14 protein-coding genes are annotated in these 19838 nt (G+C 44.1%); 5 read left to right on the top strand and 9 right to left on the bottom strand.

The genetic code is table 11. The annotated features are described in order from the left end of the window. The first annotated feature begins 57 nt into the window (after nucleotides 1-57). Both sohB and AC1HDP_RS06405 read left to right on the top strand, forming a co-directional pair. Complete coding sequence (sohB, locus tag AC1HDP_RS06410) at nucleotides 58-1077, top strand: protease SohB (protein WP_479638102.1); 1020 nt, start codon at nucleotides 58-60, stop codon at nucleotides 1075-1077. A gap of 131 nt (nucleotides 1078-1208) precedes the next feature. Then, nucleotides 1209-2204, top strand: coding sequence for a helix-turn-helix transcriptional regulator (locus AC1HDP_RS06405; protein WP_479638101.1), 996 nt, complete (start codon nucleotides 1209-1211; stop codon nucleotides 2202-2204). A 136-nt stretch (nucleotides 2205-2340) separates the two neighbouring features. Here AC1HDP_RS06405 and AC1HDP_RS06400 read toward each other — a convergent pair whose 3' ends face one another. The 4 genes from AC1HDP_RS06400 to AC1HDP_RS06385 all read right to left on the bottom strand — a co-directional run bounded on the left by AC1HDP_RS06400 (nucleotide 2341) and on the right by AC1HDP_RS06385 (nucleotide 8234). Then, nucleotides 2341-4980 carry a parallel beta-helix domain-containing protein gene (locus tag AC1HDP_RS06400; protein ID WP_479638100.1) on the bottom strand — a complete coding sequence of 880 codons (2640 nt, stop codon included), beginning with the start codon at nucleotides 4978-4980 and terminating at the stop codon, nucleotides 2341-2343. A 243-nt stretch (nucleotides 4981-5223) separates the two neighbouring features. Then, nucleotides 5224-6273, bottom strand: a complete 1050-nt coding sequence (locus AC1HDP_RS06395) for a DUF3083 family protein (RefSeq protein WP_479638099.1) — start codon at nucleotides 6271-6273, stop codon at nucleotides 5224-5226. Nucleotides 6274-6516: 243 nt separating this feature from the next. Then, complete coding sequence (locus tag AC1HDP_RS06390; protein ID WP_479638098.1) at nucleotides 6517-7599, bottom strand: DUF481 domain-containing protein; 1083 nt, start codon at nucleotides 7597-7599, stop codon at nucleotides 6517-6519. Nucleotides 7600-7676: 77 nt separating this feature from the next. Beyond that, nucleotides 7677-8234, bottom strand: a complete 558-nt coding sequence (locus AC1HDP_RS06385; protein ID WP_479639839.1) for an arylesterase — start codon at nucleotides 8232-8234, stop codon at nucleotides 7677-7679. Nucleotides 8235-8295: 61 nt separating this feature from the next. On the opposite strand from AC1HDP_RS06385, the gene AC1HDP_RS06380 reads away from it, so the two are divergent. Next, the gene (locus tag AC1HDP_RS06380; RefSeq protein WP_479638097.1) at nucleotides 8296-9018 is read left to right on the top strand and encodes an ABC transporter ATP-binding protein; all 723 of its coding nucleotides are present in this window, start codon (nucleotides 8296-8298) and stop codon (nucleotides 9016-9018) included. Continuing rightward, nucleotides 9015-11471 carry an ABC transporter permease gene (locus AC1HDP_RS06375; RefSeq protein ID WP_479638096.1) on the top strand — a complete coding sequence of 819 codons (2457 nt, stop codon included), beginning with the start codon at nucleotides 9015-9017 and terminating at the stop codon, nucleotides 11469-11471. Before AC1HDP_RS06380 ends, AC1HDP_RS06375 begins: the two co-directional genes overlap by 4 nt. 220 nt (nucleotides 11472-11691) lie before the next feature. On the opposite strand, the gene AC1HDP_RS06370 is transcribed toward AC1HDP_RS06375, so the two are convergent. Then, nucleotides 11692-12546: a PA4780 family RIO1-like protein kinase gene (locus AC1HDP_RS06370; RefSeq protein ID WP_479638095.1), complete on the bottom strand. Its 855-nt coding sequence runs from the start codon at nucleotides 12544-12546 to the stop codon at nucleotides 11692-11694. Nucleotides 12547-12692: 146 nt separating this feature from the next. Then, a complete protein-coding gene (locus AC1HDP_RS06365) occupies nucleotides 12693-13622 on the bottom strand; it encodes a TIGR01777 family oxidoreductase (protein WP_479638094.1) in 930 nt (309 codons plus the stop codon). Nucleotides 13623-13915: 293 nt separating this feature from the next. Here AC1HDP_RS06365 and AC1HDP_RS06360 point away from each other — a divergent pair, with 293 nt between their 5' ends. Beyond that, entirely contained in the window at nucleotides 13916-14824 is a 909-nt protein-coding gene (locus tag AC1HDP_RS06360) for a class I SAM-dependent methyltransferase (RefSeq protein ID WP_479638093.1), read from the top strand. A 446-nt stretch (nucleotides 14825-15270) separates the two neighbouring features. On the opposite strand, the gene AC1HDP_RS06355 is transcribed toward AC1HDP_RS06360, so the two are convergent. The 3 genes from AC1HDP_RS06355 to ackA all read right to left on the bottom strand — a co-directional run bounded on the left by AC1HDP_RS06355 (nucleotide 15271) and on the right by ackA (nucleotide 19738). Then, the gene (locus AC1HDP_RS06355) at nucleotides 15271-15696 is read right to left on the bottom strand and encodes a nuclear transport factor 2 family protein (RefSeq protein WP_479638092.1); all 426 of its coding nucleotides are present in this window, start codon (nucleotides 15694-15696) and stop codon (nucleotides 15271-15273) included. A gap of 626 nt (nucleotides 15697-16322) precedes the next feature. Next, a complete protein-coding gene (pta, locus tag AC1HDP_RS06350; RefSeq protein WP_479638091.1) occupies nucleotides 16323-18461 on the bottom strand; it encodes a phosphate acetyltransferase in 2139 nt (712 codons plus the stop codon). A gap of 77 nt (nucleotides 18462-18538) precedes the next feature. Then, nucleotides 18539-19738 carry an acetate kinase gene (gene ackA, locus AC1HDP_RS06345; RefSeq protein ID WP_479638090.1) on the bottom strand — a complete coding sequence of 400 codons (1200 nt, stop codon included), beginning with the start codon at nucleotides 19736-19738 and terminating at the stop codon, nucleotides 18539-18541. Nucleotides 19739-19838: the final 100 nt, after the last annotated feature.

Raw genomic sequence — 19838 nt, 5'->3', positions numbered from 1 at the left:
AATAAGCGTCATTGAATTTGCCAAGGGTATTTGGCGTCCATAAGCTTGGAGTAAGTGTTGGAATTTATTTATGAATATGGCCTATTTTTGGCCAAGGCTGTCACAGTTGTCGTTGCCATTGGCGCCATAGTTATTTTAGTGTTAGCCAGCGCCGTAAGACAAAGGCCTCAGGCTGGTGAATTACGCTTAACCAATATCAGCGAAGAATTGCAGGAGTTAACGCATCACCTGCAGGAGCAACTGCTCAATAAGAAGCAATTAAAAGCCTATGACAAACAATTAAAAGATGAGCAAAAAGCCAAAGATAAACAAGTGGATGAAGAGCCAGTTTCTCGCGTCTATGTGATTGACTTTAAAGGCAGCATTGATGCTAGTGAAGTGGCTTCTTTGCGCGAAGAAATTAGCGCGATTTTAACCATAGCGACTAGCGCAGATGAAGTGATTGTCAACGTTGAAAGTGGCGGCGGCATGGTGCATGGTTACGGTTTAGCGGCAAGCCAGCTTGATAGAATTCGTCAAGCCAATATCCCATTAACTATCTGCGTCGATAAAGTCGCGGCCAGTGGTGGTTATATGATGGCATGTGTGGCCAATACTGTGATTGCCGCTCCTTTTGCCATTGTGGGCTCGATTGGCGTTATAGCGCAAATCCCTAATTTTAATAAGTTATTAAAGAAGCACGACATTGATTATGAGCAGCACACTGCCGGTAATTTCAAGCGTACTTTAACTGTATTTGGTGAGAATACTGATGAAGGTCGCGCTAAGTTTCAAGAAGAATTGGAAGCCACTCATGAATTATTTAAAACCTTCGTGAGCAATTATCGCCCGCAATTGGATTTGAGTGTCGTGGCAACCGGTGAGCATTGGTACGGTCAACAAGCGTTAGCATTAGGGCTGGTGGATAAAATCAGTACTAGTGATGATGTGTTGTTAGACCTAGCGCGCAACAAAACAGTTATCAAGGTTAGATATCAAATCAAGAAAAAGCTGGCCGATAAGATTGCCCATGGTGCTTCGTTATCTGTCAGTGCCATTTTTAATAAGTTGGCCGAGAAAAATCAGTCAACTCATTAATCATAATGTGAACATGAGAGTGTGATTGAAGCCTGCCTTGTGCAGGCTTTTTTTATGGAATGTCAAAAGCTTCTTGTATTCAAATAATCCTTTGTTAAGTTAGTGTTAATGTGGTTTGGTAAGGATTTTTTATGTTTGGTTATAAGGCGCAAGCGACGGTTGGCGATCAGGCTTATCCTGCATATGAACTCAAAAACATTATCTCATCTTTAGAGAAATATTTGCCTGAGCCTAAGCGTCAGCTCGCCGAATTGTTTGAAGAGCTTAATTTAAGTCGTTCGCAATTACTCAGTTCAACCAAGGTTTACGTCTGGCAAGTGCACTTAGCTATGCGTTACGCCAGACTTTGGCTTGGGCGCTCAGCTGGCGCCTTAATTGGTCAGGAATATCAGCCTAGTGACTTAGATTTACTGTTACCGCATTTAAGTGGGTGCGCGGATTTATCTGAGTGTTTGTTATTAATCATCAATAACCCGCAGTTAGTGGGCAGTTTTTCAGACTCTGTAGTGCAAGATAATGGCGATTCTCTCTCAATTCGTTGGCTTAATACCGGCGGCTTAGCCAAAGATGTTTATTGCGATTTATTTGTGTTGAGCGTGACCGCATTAATGATAGTCGCGCGCCAGTTAACGCTTGCGCCGGTGCAGTTCAGCGTTATTGAATTATCATGCAGCGCAAACGACATCACTATTGGCGAAGATTTAGCAGCAGATATCCGGTTTAACAGTGATATTTGCCAATGGCGTATAGCTAAGTCGTGGTTAGCTTTACCTGTGAGTACCGGTGTTAGTGCGCTCAGTGTTGCTGACGAGGCTGCGCGCGATTCAATTAGCGAGCAAGTGATTAACTATCTTAGGGATGCAAGTCCCTGCGTGCCTGCCTTTGCGACCGTTGCCGCGGCGCTTAATATGAGTGAGCGCACCTTAAGACGGCGCTTAGCTAACACCCATTGCAGCTATCAGGTGCTGCTCGATTTAGTGCGGAGTCAAACGGCGCTCGCGTTGATCATTCAAGGGCAATTAAGCGTGAATGAGATTGCAGAGCAAATGGGATACTCGGATGTGTGTCATTTCAGGCAGAGCTTTAAGCATTGGCTAGGGTTGCCGCCAGGCTATTTTCGCCAATAATAGTCGTGGCTTGGTTAATCGTTAACGGTTAGAGCATGCTAGCAAGTGACTAAAGGCTGTTGTTTAAGCTCCTCGATTAAAAGTTCAGACCAAGCTAGCGTTTGCTAACTTGGTCTGAGGTTATTGGCTTGGCTACTTACTGCGAGCAAGCCGCTGCTGGTAAGCGCTTAATCCATTCATGAATTAAGGCAACACCTTCATCATGACTTAAGCTGCGACCAATTTCTGGCATTCTGTCACCAGGATTAGTCGAGTCCATTCTAAAGTGCATAATGGATTTATCTGGGCTACCAGGCACTATGTCATAACCTAAATCGCCGCCGCCATAAGCGACCGGGGACTTACAAGTGCCATGAGCAAAGGCATTTTCACTGTCATAGGGACGCCAGTATTCCAATTTAAGACCGGTATTCGAGGCGTTACCTTCAGGACGGTGGCAATGGGCACAGTTGATATCCAAATAGCCTTTAGCTGTGGCCATCAATTCACTATCAGATAATGCGTTAACGGTAGCGGCATCACTATCCTTAAATACTGGCTGCTTAGGTACTTGAGCTAAATCAGGTAATTGACTCAAAATACCGCTACTTTGCCAGTGAGTTAATTGGTTTACTGTACCAGCGCCATAATCCACAGTATTGTTTAAGTGCCGCGCCTTTGGACCTATGGGCATAAACACTGAGTTAGCATCGCTGCTGGGTTTAAATTGATGACATTGCTTACATTGATTGGTGGATGGCACCACATAATCAAAGCTTAAACTTGCCCCTTCATGGGTGATAGTTTTCGCCTGAATCGCCCCAGGTTTAGTTAACATCGCATCAGATTTTTGGGCGTTCCACACAAAGGGTAGGGCCGTCCAGCCTGTGGCGCGTTTAATTAATAGGCGCGTTTCAATCAGTTCTTCATTGGCAAAACCGCGATTAGCCGTGTTTTGCGGTAATGCGAAGGTTTTTGCAATCACAGTACCTACAGGGAAATCAAAACTTTCATTTTGAGAGTAAGTAGCGGCTTGTCCATGAGGCACAAACACAAAGCGATACTTACTGGCGTAATCGGTAAATAACTCAGTGTTTAACCAATAAGGCATGCCGCTTGATTGTGGGTTAATGGTTGGGTTGGTTTTATCGGCAAACAGTTGGTAATCAGAGAGTTTTGGACAATTGGCTCCAAGTAAGGCATTCCAATTCACTTGACCTGCGGCGCTAGTGCATAAAGATAAATCGCCATCGCCGACTAAGCCGCCTTCACCTTCACCTATGCTACCTCCACCGCCAACGAGATTACCGCCATCACACCCTTTAGTATCATCATCCACGCCGCAACCAAAGGTTTTATCACCAAAGGTAACGGTATGAACGGGCAAGCTCACCTGCGCGCAATTAAGTAAGTTAGTGGCTTTGCGCTCATAGAGAATGTTGGCAATATTAAGATCGGTATTGTCGTTGGAATACATTTGACCAATGGAAACATCGCCATTATTTTGCGCGCACACATTGCCACTGCCATCGCTAGCAAAGGGTAATTCTTTTAAACCTAAGTAGGCAGAGGTGCCATTGTTAGACAGTAATTCCCCTAAACCATCGTAAAGAATGCCGGGCATATTGCCATGGGTCAGAACATAGGCCTGAATAATATCCTTGATTAAATAACCGTTAGGCTTAGTGCCGTAATCTGTGATGAGGTTATCATGCAAATAAATGTTGCGCGGGGTTGGGCGCCAACCATCGCTAATGGCTTGACCGGGTTGACCATAAGTGCCAACAAAGGCTTGGATATCAGGCTCAGCGATAAAGAAGCTGCTAACTGTGACTCCCAAGGTGTCATGACCGGTAATGGTATTATCAAAGATTTCTACATCCGCGGTAGAAAGCACAATTAAGCCTGTGCCGGGTGGCACTATGTGAACACCGGCGGGATTAGCTGACGCATTGGCAAAATTGGGGGTATTGTTGTCATAAATTTTGTTATTAAATACCCGCACGCTTGAGCCGTATCTTTGATTACCTATAGGCAAGTCAAAAATTAACACACCGCCGGTATTACCCATGGCTTCGTTGTTATAGACATCAGCATATTTTGAGTTTTCAATCTCAATACCCGCGACGTTCTCTTTGGCTATATTGCGGCGCACCACTATGTATTGGGATTGACCCACATAAATACCGGCATCGGCACTGCCGCGCACATAAGAGTCTTCAATCAGAATGTTTTCGCATTCGACTGGGTATAAGCCATAAGCGCCGTTGTCTTTATCCAGCGCACCGCCCCAAATAGTGGCAACTCGGCGCAAAATAATACCGTTGGTATTTTTAAGCTTGATGCCGTTGTTTTTAGCTTCGTTGACGGCGAGATCTTGAATAATAATGTTGCGGGCGTTTTCAACCAAAATACCATCGCCTGACTTAGCATTGGCAAAGTTGAGTATGGTTTTATCTTTGCCATAACCTGTGATGGTAATGTTTTTAGCAAAGCTACCGTCACCATCCACGTCACCATCAAAAAGTAAGGTGGATTCAATCATAAACTCGCCTTTAGGTAAGGCGATGACATCACCACTTTGGGCATTGATGAATGCGGCTTGAATTCGCGAGGTTAAGTTGTCACCAGCGTCTATGATAATCGCGCCTGCTGGAAAGGGGTTCTCGGGTTCGACTGTGGGTGGCGTCACTTCTACCAGTGGAGGATTATCATCATTGTTACAACTTGAGAGTGATAGGGCGATGGCGACTGACAATACACTTGGCAATAACCATTGAGGCATCTTGTTGGACATAGCATCTCCTGCTTTTCATTGTTATTTGTATTAGCAAAAGATTGCATTGACGCATTTAATATTCAATGTGAAATCTGGCCACATTTAATTAACAATTAAGTTTGAGGAGCTAGGCGAACTAAGACGTGGGAGATTGATAACCAGAGTGAGGTTAAATAGGGCAGCTAGTGCTGAGGTGAAAGATCGCCACTTAAAAGCTTAGAAAGGCGCAGTAAAAGTCACTTACTGCACCTATGAAAACTCTTATGGAGCTATATAGCTTAAATGCTGGTGAAAGCGGATCATTAACTCATCTTGATGTTGATTGAGGCCAATCTCATTGGCAAATTGCTGCAGCAATAATTCCACTTGATTGATGAAGCGGCCGTAACAACTATCAAACTGATCATCGGCTCTGGCAACTAAGATAAATTCAGCCGTGGCGACCAGTTTGTCGGCTTGCCAATGGCTTTGTAGTTGCAAGTGATTGGCGCGCGGATCAAAGCCTAACATCACCACGTCATGCTGGCTTTGTTGGTCAGTAAATTTACTGTTACGCACTAAGCCTAATTGACCATTGGCAATCATGGCGGCATGCTTGATAGGGCTAAGACTTAAGGCGGTGGCAAACTTATCTTCTAAGGCTTGGTATAAGGCGGCGTAGTCGTGCTCTCTATCTAAACTCGTCATTAAGCGGCGCGTGAGCGGTAGGCTTACCGTAATAAAGTTGCGGCTATTAGACACTTCTGGCAATTGACATTCGCGCGCCTGATAGCGCATAGGTAAGGCGCGAAACTTATAACCAAAGCTTTGCTTGTTGCCTTTATGGCTAGCAAACATGTCATAGGCTAAATGCTGGTGATCGCGAATTTTAATATCAATAGTCAGACCGCAGGACTGTTTAAATTGGCTGACGAGGCGCTGCACTTGACGATGAAAATGCGCTGAGGAAGAACGAATATCTGTGCCTGTGGCTAAACACACAATACGAATTTTACGCGGGATTTGCCTGGGCGTTTGAATCAGTTTTCTGGCTTCATGACAATTAGGGTTATAGAAAATAAACACCTGATGATCATTTTCAATGCAGTAAGATTCACTGTTATGCCTGACCAATGGCAACTTATCATTGGCTATCACATGGCAATTTAAAATCTCATTGTCATCCGCGAGTGAAAAAATGACGTTTGTCATGGCTTCTAGCGAGGCAAAGGCTTGTTTGACCGTGTCTGAATAGAGAAACTCGGCACTAATGTATTGCACAGTACGGGTATCAATGGGCACATAAGCTTTTTGTAAATGACGAGACGACATACTTACTCCTTGTAATTGTCATTACACAAGAGCCTAACAATAGTTAACGATGGAAATATTGATTTGCTTCATAAATACACTATTTAGCTAAGATGTTGGTGGAATTGCACGCATTCCTGGCGTGAATTAAGCATGCGTTAGCCGTGACCTGTTATCTCGATAAAAATAAGTATCTAGATAAAAAATAAGCCCACCAACAAGTATCCCATTACGCCTAGGTGAGCTTATTTTGTTTAATGCGACTTATAAGTCGATACCAAAACCAATAATGACTTGATAGTCATTTTGCATTGGCACCACACCACTGCTATTGGCTTTAGGGTTTTGGGTGTGATCCCACACGAAAGATAAATCTAAATCAAAGATGTCAGTCAGTTCAACGGATAAGGTACTGACGGCATGGTGGGTATAGCCACCTGACTCTTGATTGCCATACTGCATGCGGTATTGTGCAGTGAAATCAATATCCTTGGTGATTTCAGTGTCATAGACAGTGTCGAGAACTACAGATGCTGACGATTCTGCGCGCGCTTGGTCGGCTTCTACATGGTCATAGCGGGTGTAAGAGTACGCTGGACCACCTGAGATGCTCCATTCAGTCTTACTGTTATCTATGATGTTATAACCTACACCCGAACCTACAGTTGTTCGGTAGTTTAAGTTTAAAAATGGGTCTTTATATACTTCGGCAAAAACTGGGCGCAGATAAAAACGCTTAGAAATAAACCAGTCAAAGGTGCTGTTTAGGCGATGATTATTGGCTGTGCTATCGCCTTCACTGCGGCTATAGTTACCAATATAATCGGCTTTGAATCTGGATTCTGTGCTGCGGCGAGTGGTTTTCGCTATGGCAGAATAATCAAGTTGTTCAGTGTTACCTGAACGTAAGTTAGCACCTAAGGTGATCTTGGTTGACCAGTAATTAGCCTCAGTATCTTCACCTGCAATAATGGTCATGATGTCGTTAGGGTTAAACTCAACCCCATCAATATAAGCCTTACCATCACGAATGGAGAGTTTGCCTGTGCGAGTGGTTAAGTCGGTAAAACCAACGCTAACAGTGCCTGCGCTTTGCAGCCATAAAATGTCTTCCCAATCGAGTGACAAATCATCGAGAGTATCACTATCAAAGAGCAATTTGTCATCATAGAGGTTCTTGATGTCGCCTCTTAGGATTTCATCCGAGGTTAATTTAACCCAGTCATACTTAGTATTAGACGGAAATTGAAGTAGATCCGTGCGAGCTTCCTCGGTCGTGGCCAACACAGGTGCGGCAATCGCCATACTGCCTGCCATGATACAAAGGGATAAAGCTTGAATGCGCATGGCATTCTCCGATAACTAGCGGACATGACTATGTCATGCCGCAAAAACGCAATAGTCTATCGTCAAATGCTAAAAAATCAATCACCAATGCTATCTAAGATATAAGGCTGCATCCACGCGCTGATAAGAGGCTGTGCCTCGCGATTAGGATGTAGGTTGTCTCTTTGCATTAACCGAGGATGCGGGGCGATTTCAGTCATAAAAAATGGCACTAAGGTCACTTGCTCACTGCCTGCTAATTGATGGTATACGGCATTAAATTGCGCCGCATACTTAGGGCCGTAATTAGGGGGAACCATGATTTCAGTCAGTAATACCTTAGCGTTGGCTTTTTGTGATAGCTGAATTAATTGTGTAAGATTTTCTTTTAATTGTTGTGGTGCAAAGCCGCGAAGGCCATCATTACCCCCAAGTTCGATGACAACAACATCGACATCTTGGGCCGCCAATATGGCTGGTAAACGTCTAAGGGCACCACTGGTGATTTCGCCGCTCACTGAGGCATTAATTATTTGATGCTGCGGGAGTTGGTCTTGGAGTAATTGTACCCAGCCTTGCTCTTCTGATATGCCATAAGCGGCGCTTAAGCTATCGCCTAAAATCAATACCGTGGCGCTATAGCTTGATGATGCGATAGTTAACGTAGTGATAGATAACAGCAGTGACTGCTGCAGCCAAGAACATAAGGACTTTAGTGTGGAAAATAATATCATTCGCTCAATCAACCTTGAAAAAATTGTCCATACCCAAGAAGGCGAGTTAACTATCCTGCGGGGCATCAATCTTGAAGTCAAGTGTGGAGAAACTATCGCAATTATGGGTCCATCGGGGTCAGGTAAATCAAGCTTATTAGGCTTACTTGCGGCTATGGATACTCCAAGTCGCGGCGATATTATGTTAGATGGAATTTCACTGGCAAGCTTAGATGAAGAAGCTAAAGCTAAAATCAGAAAAGATAAGTTAAGCTTTATTTTTCAGTCATTTCTATTGGTTGGTACGTTAAACGCCCTTGAAAATGTGATGCTGCCGGCTGAGCTTGCTGGGGTTAAAGATGCCAAAAGCCAAGCGTTAGCCTTGTTAACAAAAGTAGGCTTAGCTCATCGCATTAATCACTTACCTAAACAATTATCTGGCGGCGAGCAGCAACGAGTGGCCATTGCTAGAGCCTTTATTTGTCGCCCCAAAGTGTTATTTGCCGACGAACCCACAGGTAACTTAGATGCGCAAAACGGTGAGAAAATTGCCGATATGCTCTTTGCCATGAATGAGCACAGCGATACCACCTTAGTGCTGGTAACTCATGATGAAAAACTAGCACGCCGCTGTCAGCGGCAGTTATTGATGCATGATGGTCAATTAACGGAAGTGACGGCAATAAAAGAAACAACAGCGCGGGTTGTGTTGACGGAGGCGCTATGACTAATAGTGCTCCGCTAGCATGGCGCTTATTTCGTCGAGAATTGCTTCAAGGTCAGCTAATGCTGATTATTTTGGCAATCGCCTTAGCGGTAATGGCAGTAAGTGGCTTAGCGGGCGTGAGCGAACGCTTGCAAAGCGCTATTCGCACTCAGGCCAGTGAATTCATTGCCGCCGATCTAACTTTAGATTCGCCGCAAGCCATCGAGGCTGCATGGTTAGACAAAGCCAAAAGTTTAGGCCTGAGCTCTGCCACTAACATGATTTTCAATTCCATGTTGTTTCATGATGATAGATTTCAATTAGTCACAGTGCGCGCCGTTGATGAGCATTATCCGCTAAAAGGTGAGATTGAGCTGACATCAGGTAACACTGAGCAGTTACCACAAAGTGGTGAAATGTGGTTTGAAGGGCGCTTAGCCGGCCTATTAGGCCAACCGCAAGCATTAGAGTTGGGCTTAACTGAGTTTAGGTTGACGCAAGAAATCAGGCGTTTGCCCGATGCCGGTTTTAATCCTTTTGCGCAGTCGCCCATAGTGTTAATCGCTATGAGCGATGTGGAGGCTACCCAAGTGGTGCAACCAGGCAGCCGCGTAAATTACTTGTACCAATTTGCTGGAGACAGTGACGCCCTTAAAGCGTTTGAAGATTATGTTACGCCGCTGCTGAATAACTCGCAGCGATTAAGTGACGTGACTTCATCAGAATCCCCCATTGCCAAAGCCATTAATCGCGCGGAGCAGTTTTTACTATTAGCCAGCTTGCTTGGTATCGCGCTAGCCTGCGCAGCGATAGCTATTGCCGCGCAACGCTATTGTGAGCGCCATTACGATGTTGTCGCTATGCTAAAAACTTTTGGCGCCAGCAGTCAGCAAATTCGCCATATCTTTGGCTTACATCTGCTGCTAGTTAGTCTTGCGGGGATTATTGCAGGCTTATTCTTAGGGCTAATGTTAGATAACGCCGTGAGCTTGATGCTACCAGCAGAGCTGGCATCCAATAGCCCAAGCTGGTGGCGTCCGGCTGCACTTGGGTTACTCACAGGCTTAATTAGCGCCTTTATGTTCTGTGTCTATCCGTTGTGGCGATTGTTGGCAATTCCGCCACTACGAGTCTTTCAGGCCGACTTGCAAGGTCTAGCGCTGGGTAACTGGGTGCATATAGTACTGAGCATGTTAGCTATGGGCTTATTAGGCTATCTCTACAGTGGCTCATTAACCTTAACCTTATTGGTATTGGCTGGCGGCGGTCTACTTGGGGCATTACTGGCTCTCTTAGGTATGTTGATGGTCCGCTTAGGCCATGGCGTGGGAATACGGACTTCCAATCCCTTACAATTAGCCCTGGCTGGACTTAGGCGCCGTGCACGCCAAAATGTGGTGCAATTAGTCGGCTTTTCAAGCGCGTTAGTGTTACTCCTCACTATTCTTGCTTTGCGTAATGATTTATTGAGTGAATGGCGATCGCAATTACCAGCCGATGCCCCTAATTACTTTTTAGTGAATATTGCCCCTGAGGATGAAGCGCGCCTTCAGCAATTTTTTACTGACCAGCAGATGACGCTAGGGGATGTATATCCTGTGGTGCGCGCAAGATTGGTCGCTATTAATGGCGAGTCATTGATTTCTGCAGCCATGGCTAAGCAAGGTGATGCTGGTCGTGTGGGCATTGATAGAGAGCTTAATTTGAGTTGGCAGGCGAATGTGCCTGCGCATAATCAAATTATAGAGGGCGAGTACCATCAGCATGCTGGTGAAGTCTCGATTGAATCAAAAGTGGCTGAACGTTTAGGTATCGTGCTTAGTGATGTATTAAGTTATCGCATTGATAATCAGGCGCTTGATGTCAAAGTGACTAGTATTCGATTAGTGCGTTGGGAAAGTTTACAGCCTAATTTCTTTATGTTGTTTCACGAGCAAGATTTGGCGCCGTTTGCTTATACCGCTATGACTAGTTTTTATCTTGATGATAGTCAGAAGGATAAGATTTTAACGCTTATTCAAGAGTTTCCAACCTTAGCCATTATCGATGTTGGCGCCATGATGTCGCAGCTGCGCGGCATTGTCGACCAAGTATCTGTGTCGCTAAGCCTCGTCTTAGTATTGGTGCTGGCTGCCAGCAGCTTAGTACTGTTTGCGCAAACCGAAGCTGGAATGGCGATGCGGCAACGAGAGCTCGCTGTGCTGCGCACCTTTGGTGGCAGTGGTCGGTTACTTAAAATGTCAACGGCATTAGAGTTCGCGTTATTGGGCGCCATTTCAGGCGTGATAGCGACGATAGTGGCTGAGTTTACTTTATATCTATTAAAGACTCAGGTGTTTGAGTTAAATGTTATTTGGCATCCAAGCTGGTGGTTATTAGCCCCGTTATTCGGTGCTACCTTGGTTGCATTACTAGGATTATGGCGCTGCCGGCAATTACTTAATAAAAATTGTCGGCAATTACTCACAGCTTAAGTCTTAAATACCAGCAAGCTGGTGTTTCAGTAAAGTGATGGGGCGAATCAAGCAGTTTGAATATGAATACAGAGCGTTGAATACAAAAAGGGCATAAAGATTTAATCTTTATGCCCTTTCATTAAAACAGGTGAAATTAATGGCGTTGCAATGAGTCGTGATTCATATAAGCAAACTAATTTATTAACTTAGTAGCTAGGTCATTAACAAATAAACAGAATTAAACTTCTTCCGCTTCTTTTATGCGCTCGCGTCTTTCTTGCTCTTCATCAAACGCTGCCCTAATTTCATCAAGCACGGCTGAAACATCAGCTTCATGAGTCGGAGCATCAAAATGACCGGTTAGAACTGAATCAGGGAATAGTTCACCCTTTTCAAACAAGCTCCAAATTTCATCGGCATATTGGCTCGTCAATAACTGCGGCGCAAATTGACCATAATATTGGGTCATATTATTGACGTCACGTTTGAGCATGGCTTTAGCATTATTATTGGCTGCAGCGTTAACCGCTTGTGGCAAGTCAATAATGACAGGCCCTTGCTCATCGACCAGCACATTAAATTCAGATAAGTCGCCATGAACAAGACCTGCGCATAGCATCCGCACTATATCTTGCATGACTGTGGCATGGTCTCTTAAGGCTTGTTCTTCAGGGAAGCTGACATCATTAAGACGCGGGGCAACATCGCCATGAGCATCTGTGATGAGTTCCATTAATAACACGCCATCAAAGCAACCGTAAGGGGTTGGTACTCTAACGTTAGCATCCGCTAAGGTAAACAGAGCATCTACTTCGGCATTTTGCCAAGCGGATTCTTGCTGATCACGACCATATTTAGAGCCTTTCTCCATCGCGCGGGCACGGCGGCTATTGCGGCTTTTACGGCCCTCTTGATATTGAGCCGCTTTCTTAAAGCTGCGCTGATTGGCTTCTTTATAAACTTTAGCGCAGCGGATATCTTGGCCGCATCGCACCATATAAACCGTGGCTTCCTTGCCACTCATCAGTTGGCTGATCACTTGGTCAACCAAACCGTCATCCACTAACGGTTGTAAGCGTTTAGGTATTTTCATTGCGCCGTTATACCTTAGTTACTCCTTGGAAGATATATTGAAGCTATTTTTTTAACTAAAAATTGGCTGACAGCTAATGTCAGCGGTCATTTCATTATCAAATAGTATCGAATTTCTATTATAGAAGGAATTCAATGAGTCGCTATTTAGCGGGTATTTTTACTATAGATTTGTGCTAAGGCTGTTGCTATGGTCGGATAATTAAACTGAAAACCTTGGTTGATGGCACGTGTTGGCAAAATATATTGGCCTTGCGTGAGTAAGCTAGCACTTTCACCTAATAAAGAGTTTAACACGAATGCCGGAACAGAAAATAATGTTGGGCGCTGTAATTGCTTGCCTAACGCTTGCGTAAAATCATTATTACTCACAGGGTTAGGGGCCGTGCCGTTATAAATACCGCTGAAATGAGGATCCTGTAAACAGCGTAGCATTAACGCTGTTAAATCATCGATATGAATCCAACTCATGCCTTGTTTACCCGAGGCAATCTTGCCGCCTAAACCTAAAGTAAAGGGTAATTTCATTTTGGCTAAGGCACCTCCATGACCAAGGACTATGCCTATTCTAATAATGCATACTCGGGTGAGTTCCGATTGCGCCGCGAAGGCCTTTTGCTCCCAAGTGCTACACACTTGCTGGGCAAAATCGACTTGTCTGGGGGGTTGCTCGCTAATCCCACGGATGGGGGTCGTTTCATCCTGTGGTTTGGTATTCCAAGTGCCATAAACACCGATAGCTGAGGCACTAATAAAGACTCGAGGTTTTGGGGTGGATATAGATAACAATTTCACCAAAGTGTCAGTGATATGCCAGCGGCTGTAGCAAATCTTTTCTTTTTGCGCGGCTGTCCAACGTTTATCAATAATGGGTTCGCCAGCAAGATTTAAGATAACATCAAAGTCGTTGAGATGAGTTAATGCTTCAAGCTTGACTATGTTGATGCGCCCAAGAGGCAGGTCCTTAATATTATTAGCATCTTGGCGACTGACGATGACAAGGTCATGTTCATCAGCTAATGCGTTGAGCCAGTGGCGACCAATAAATCCGCTCGCGCCAGTGATGAGTATTTTCATTATCCAGTCTTCCTTGTGAGCAAAACGCTGATGGTCAGTGGTTCATTATTATCTGTTTGAAATTAATACGTGTTGTCATGACAAATGGCAATACTGAGCGTGTTTAATTTTATGGGAATAGTTACTGGGCTAAGTGACAATGGTATTATCTACATTCTATTTTAAGAGCATCAAACTGGTAGTATTTGCACGTAACTATGACTTTAAGGTAACACTTTCTTGTGTAGCTGATAGTTAAGGTTTGTAAGTATGACCACTTCGTTTCACCTAATTGCCTGACAAAAGATGAACCCATGCACCTGTTATCACCTGTATTAACGAGTATACCATTGCCTTTAGATGACAATAGTCGTCGCTTATTTCACGGCCGAGGTAGCAAGGTTGCTGGCCTTGAACATATTTGTCTCGACTGGTTTGAACCTGTCATTTTATTAACTAGTTTTAAGCCATTAACTGTCGAAGAATTAGATGGTTATATTGAGCAAATTCAATTGTGGTGGCAGCTCGATACTCAGCTTAATTTAGTGTATCAATGCCGGGCAGGCCTTGAAAGCATCACTCAAGTGATCCTTGGTCAAGTGCCATATCCGCATTGGATCACTGAAGCGGGTATTCGTTATCGAGTGCATATTGATAGAGGCCAAAATCATGGCATCTTTTTGGATATGGCCAATGGTCGCCGATTTGTAAGCGAACACAGCCAAGGTAAAAAAGTACTCAACTTGTTTGCTTATACTTGTGGTTTTTCATTGGCGGCATTAAAAGGTGGCGCTAGTGAAGTGATTAATATTGATATGAGTAAAGGCGCCATTGCGATTGGTAAACAAAATCACAGTGAAAATGATTTTGCTGGGATCAGTCGCTTCTTATCTCACGACATTTTTAAATCTTGGGGCAAGCTTAAAAAGTTAGGACCTTATGATGTGATCATTGCCGACCCGCCAAGCAATCAAAAGGGCAGTTTTGTTGCTACGAAAGACTATGTCCGTTTGCTCAGACGCTTGCCTGAGTTATTAGCCGAAGATGCTGAATTATTACTTTGCCTCAATGCTCCGGAATTATCGATGGATTTTTTACAGCAACAAGTGCAAGAAGCCGCGCCGCAGCTCACTTGGATTGAGCGTTTAGCTAACCCTGAGGTTTATGCTGACGTTGATGAAGACAAGTCATTAAAGGTGTTGCGATACAAAGTGACGAGTTAAAAAGCTAGAAAATTCTGGCGTAAATTCTGAAAGTCTTTCATGGAAAATAAGATGATCATACTGTATTTGCAGCTAAGTCATTGATATTGAGGTTTTTGGTAAAACGAAAATGAAAGTTTTATGTAACTATTAATTGGTTTTGTGTATACTCAGTCTAGATACTGCTAAATGCAGCTACCAACAAGAGACAAAATGTCAAACATAGACATGTCTTAGACCTTGACCCTACGGAGTAGTTATGGAAACTAATGAATATCAAGAAGCTTATTATCAAGTGAAAGACGACGTGATGGGCTCTATACCGGTCGAGTTTGATGAAGAAGCTTAATTAGCAATGATATTAAAGAACGCAGCCTAAGGTTGCGTTTTTTTATGTTTAATAAATGAGATTACCACTAGGTATGCTGGGTATACTCATTGGCTAATCATGTTGTATGTGCAAGAGTTTAACCACGGACATTAGTTTCGGCGATAAAATCTGTGATTATCCAACGACCTCTGATTTTGCGAATTTTTACTTTGCGATCATCTACCCAGACTTTACCCCCTTTCAAGCCATCAAACTTAATGGTCACAGTCGTGACATCACTGGATTTTCGTAAGAAGTCTAATTCAACCTCTAGTATTTTTAGCTTAACTTGGGTCATGGGTAGTGCAAATACATGACGCTGGATTTGACTGGCTAGGTAGTAGTGCTGCAATAACTCAGCTAATTCAGGGGTAACAAACTCTTTGGCGCCATTAACATTATTATCTATGTAAATTGCTTGAAAGAAGCCTAACACTGCACTTTCTGGCGTATTGGAACCTTCTATTGGATCCGGTCCACAGCCATTAATGAGCAAGATAATTATTAGAAGAATAATGCGCATAAGTCAATTTATCCACTTAGCATAATCACTTAGGTATAAAATCTAGATCTATGTATGTCAAGAACAGTTGAGCATTTACTCATATGAGTTGTAATTTGGTATAGCCGAACCCTTGGTGCTGAAATAGTGAGCGATCGCACTGAGATCCCATCATTACACTTGACAGTGACTAGTAAAAACAGCAATGCTAAAAGACTAGTCTAAATACTTGTCCACAGAATCTGTGGGTAACTATGTGGATGACTAAGGGTAACTAAACTAAGCCATTGTTTTTAAGTGTCTTATCGTTGTGGTTGTTTTTTGAGTCACGTCAATATTGTCGTTAATTCCATCACATTTCTGTATAAATACCGTCAATTATCATCTATTTAGCTTATTTTAGTGGGCTATATTGCTAAGTTTAAAGCTAATCTACCTTTTGATACTCATGGGCACTACTATTGGTCTTGGCAGGTTTTTTTATGACGTTTAAGTGAGTACTGATAGCGTGTTATAAACGCATATCGGCAGCATATTTTATTAACATGTAGTGACCTATCTTCTTCATAGTCCGACAATAATCCCAGATTACAGCCATAAAAAAACGCCGACCGGAGTCGACGTTTTTAGGTAACCATGAAAGCGAATTACGCTTGGTTAGCCTGAATCGCAGTCAGAGCGATGGTGTAAACGATATCGTCTACCAAAGCACCACGAGACAAATCGTTTACTGGCTTACGCATGCCTTGCAGCATAGGGCCAATACTGATTAAGTCAGCACTACGTTGTACAGCTTTATAAGTGGTGTTACCAGTGTTTAAGTCTGGGAAGACGAATACAGTGGCTTGACCAGCAACAGGGCTGTTAGGCGCCTTAGAGCGCGCAACGTTTGGCATCACGGCAGCGTCATACTGCAGTGGGCCATCGATGACGAGATCTGGACGCTTTTCTTTAGCAATACGAGTTGCTTCACGTACCTTTTCAACATCACTACCAGTACCTGAAGTACCAGTTGAGTAACTGATCATGGCAACTTTTGGTTCGATACCAAAGGCTTGAGCAGACTCAGCTGACTGAATAGCGATATCAGCTAACTGTTCAGCACTTGGATCTGGGTTAATGGCGCAGTCACCATAAACCAGCACTTGATCAGGCATCAACATAAAGAAGATAGATGATACTAAGCTTGAACCTGGTGCAGTTTTGATTAACTGCAGTGGCGGACGAATGGTATTGGCTGTGGTGTTTACCGCGCCAGAAACGATACCGTCAACTTCGCCTTGAGCTAACATCATAGTACCCAGTACCATGTTGTCTTGTAATTGCTCACGAGCAACCACTTCAGTCATGCCTTTGCTGCGACGCAGTTCAACCAGAGGTTCAACATAGTTTTCACGAACCAACTCTGGATCCATGATTTCTACGCCTTTACCTAAGATAACGTTTTGCTGTTTAGCAATACGCTTAATCTCATCAGGATTACCTAACAGTACACAACGAGCAATACCGCGCTCAGCACAGATGCTAGCGGCTTTAATGGTACGTGGCTCATCACCTTCAGGCAGCACTACAGTCTTATTGGCAGCACGTGCTAATTCAGTTAACTTGTAACGGAAAGCAGGTGGCGATAAACGGTGCTCACGTGGAGAATTTTCAGTAACGCTTTGGATCCACGCTTGATCAACGTGGCCAGCCACGAATTCTTGAACCAGTTCAATGCGCACGGCATCATCTACTGGTACTTCGTGATCAAAACGTTGAATATTCAGCGACGTCTGCCAAGTATTGGTATCTGTCAGGAAGATTGGCAGACCAGTTTCAAATGCTTGCTCACACAATGCCATGATTTGTGGCTCTGGCTCATAAGAACCAGTCAACAATAAGGCACCAATTTTAACGCCATTCATGGCCGCTAAACAGGCTGCAACAATCACATCACTGCGATCGCCAGAAGTCACTAACAGTGAATCTGGCTTGAAGTGGCTAACCATGTTCGGAATGCTACGAGCACAGAAAGTCACGTTACGTAAACGACGAGTGTTCATATCACCAGCACTGATAATGCGAGCACGTAAGTGCTTGGCTAAATCAGAGGCGCGTGGCGACACTAAATCGATGTTGTATGGAACGCTACCAAGAATACGCAGTGGGCTCTTGCTTGGCAGTTGGAATAAATCACATGATTCCAAGTGAGCAGGGGCTTCACGATCAAACATGTCGGTTAAATCAGGACGAGTACGTCCATCATCATCTACCGGAGCACCAATCTTGTTGATGATAGCGCCGATAATACGCTTGTTTTCACTGCCGCCCCAGGCATTGAACGCGATTTCTAAACGGTTCATTAATGCAGTTGGGCTATCGTTACCTGGAGTAGCAACGAAAATAACATCTGCATCCAAAGCCTTAGCCATGGTGTAGTTAACGTCATCAGCAAAAGAGTGGCTACGAGTCTGTACTAAAGCTTCTACAATCAGAGTTTCAGTATTAGCTGCGCATTCACTGGCACGAGCAATAATTTGCTCCATCAGCATATCTTGCTCATCAGCACGGATTAAGGCTTCGGCATGTTCCATGTCGAAAGGCTCAAGTGGGTTAACCGTTGGAGATTTGCTTAAGATAGTAGTTGAACGCTCTGGACCTGAGTCATGAGAACGTAACTGGCTGATTGGCTTGAAAAACTGAACTTTAACGCCATGGCGCTCTAAAGCACGGACCATGCCGAGGCTGACAGACGTCAGACCAACACCAGTTCCGATTGGGACGAGCATAATTTTACGAGTCATAAAAACCTCAATAAGTGTATGGTTTTGCAGTGTGCAAACCAATCAGGCCGCTCATTGAGCGGCCTGTTATTGACTGATTACTTAGTGATCAGACGAATTGAATCTTCAGCGATAACCCACTCTTCATTAGTTGGGATTACCATAGCTACAGTGCCTTCATCTTTAGTGATGATGCCACCATTGCCAAAGCGTGCTGCTTTATTGCGATCGCTATCAACGTTGAAGTTGAAGATAGACAGCATTTCTAACACTTTAGCACGGATCAGATCAGAGTTTTCACCGATACCACCGGTGAAGATTACTGCGTCTAAACGGCCTAAAGCCACAGTGTAAGAAGCAATATACTTAGCTAAACGGTAGCAGAAGATCTCTAAGGCTAAAGTCGCGCCTTTGTGACCAGCAGCAAAACCGTCTTCGATACCACGGCAATCGTTTGTCAGTTCAGAAATACCCAGTAAGCCAGACTGCTTGTTCAGCATGTCGTTAACTTCTTGAACGGTATAACCCAGTTGCTCAACCAAATGGAAGATGATTGAAGGGTCGATATCGCCACAACGAGTACCCATTACCAGACCTTCTAATGGAGTCATACCCATAGAAGTATCAACACTCTTACCGCCTTTAATAGCAGTAACAGAAGCGCCGTTGCCTAAGTGTGCACAGATAACATTGGTTTCAGTGATATTTTTGTTCAGCACTTTAGCGGCTTCACGGCTTACGAATAAGTGGCTAGTACCATGCATACCATAACGACGCACAGCGTTTTCACGGTACAGCTTGTATGGCAGAGCATAGATATAAGCGTGCTCTGGCATAGTCTGGTGGAAAGCAGTATCAAATACAGCAACTTGTGGCAGGCTTGGGAAAGAAGCCATAGCAGCGCGGATACCGATCAGGTGAGCTGGGTTGTGCAAGGGAGCCAGTGAAGAACAATCTTCGATGCCTTGCAGAACGTCCTGGTCAATGATCACTGACTGAGTGAATTTCTCACCACCATGAACGATACGGTGACCTACAGCTTGGATTTGAGCAGCCAGAGCAGGGTGCGCAGCCAAAATAGTGTCAACGATATACTCAACCGCTTCGCGGTGAGCGGTGAAGGCGCCTAATTGTGCTTCGTGCTTAGCACCGTCTACTTTCCACTTGATGCGAGAATCTTCTAAACCAAAACATTCTGCCAGACCAGAGATATGATCATCACCAGTTACTGCATCCATGATAGCAAATTTCAGTGAAGAACTGCCGCAGTTAAGAACCAAAACCAATTTGTTGGACATGTTAAAACCTTTATACCATTGAATGAGTGTTACCACTCGACTACTGACTCCGAATGACTTCGGAGCACCGTATGCCCTTATGGGCGAAGTTACTGTGTTT

This window comes from Shewanella sp. ISS20 (genome assembly GCF_056522965.1).
The sequence above is the reverse complement of the archived record's forward strand: the minus strand, read 5'-3'. Positions and strand labels throughout refer to the sequence as shown.

What these genes read in the sequence shown, in the direction of transcription:
- AC1HDP_RS06405 (WP_479638101.1), top strand. Translation starts at nt 1,209, where the DNA reads ATGTTTGGTTATAAGGCGCAAGCGACGGTTGGCGATCAGGCTTATCCT.
- AC1HDP_RS06400 (WP_479638100.1), bottom strand. Translation starts at nt 4,980, where the DNA reads ATGTCCAACAAGATGCCTCAATGGTTATTGCCAAGTGTATTGTCAGTC.
- AC1HDP_RS06395 (WP_479638099.1), bottom strand. Translation starts at nt 6,273, where the DNA reads ATGTCGTCTCGTCATTTACAAAAAGCTTATGTGCCCATTGATACCCGT.
- AC1HDP_RS06390 (WP_479638098.1), bottom strand. Translation starts at nt 7,599, where the DNA reads ATGCGCATTCAAGCTTTATCCCTTTGTATCATGGCAGGCAGTATGGCG.
- AC1HDP_RS06375 (WP_479638096.1), top strand. Translation starts at nt 9,015, where the DNA reads ATGACTAATAGTGCTCCGCTAGCATGGCGCTTATTTCGTCGAGAATTG.
- AC1HDP_RS06370 (WP_479638095.1), bottom strand. Translation starts at nt 12,546, where the DNA reads ATGAAAATACCTAAACGCTTACAACCGTTAGTGGATGACGGTTTGGTT.
- AC1HDP_RS06365 (WP_479638094.1), bottom strand. Translation starts at nt 13,622, where the DNA reads ATGAAAATACTCATCACTGGCGCGAGCGGATTTATTGGTCGCCACTGG.
- AC1HDP_RS06360 (WP_479638093.1), top strand. Translation starts at nt 13,916, where the DNA reads ATGCACCTGTTATCACCTGTATTAACGAGTATACCATTGCCTTTAGAT.
- AC1HDP_RS06355 (WP_479638092.1), bottom strand. Translation starts at nt 15,696, where the DNA reads ATGCGCATTATTCTTCTAATAATTATCTTGCTCATTAATGGCTGTGGA.
- pta (WP_479638091.1), bottom strand. Translation starts at nt 18,461, where the DNA reads ATGACTCGTAAAATTATGCTCGTCCCAATCGGAACTGGTGTTGGTCTG.
- ackA (WP_479638090.1), bottom strand. Translation starts at nt 19,738, where the DNA reads ATGTCCAACAAATTGGTTTTGGTTCTTAACTGCGGCAGTTCTTCACTG.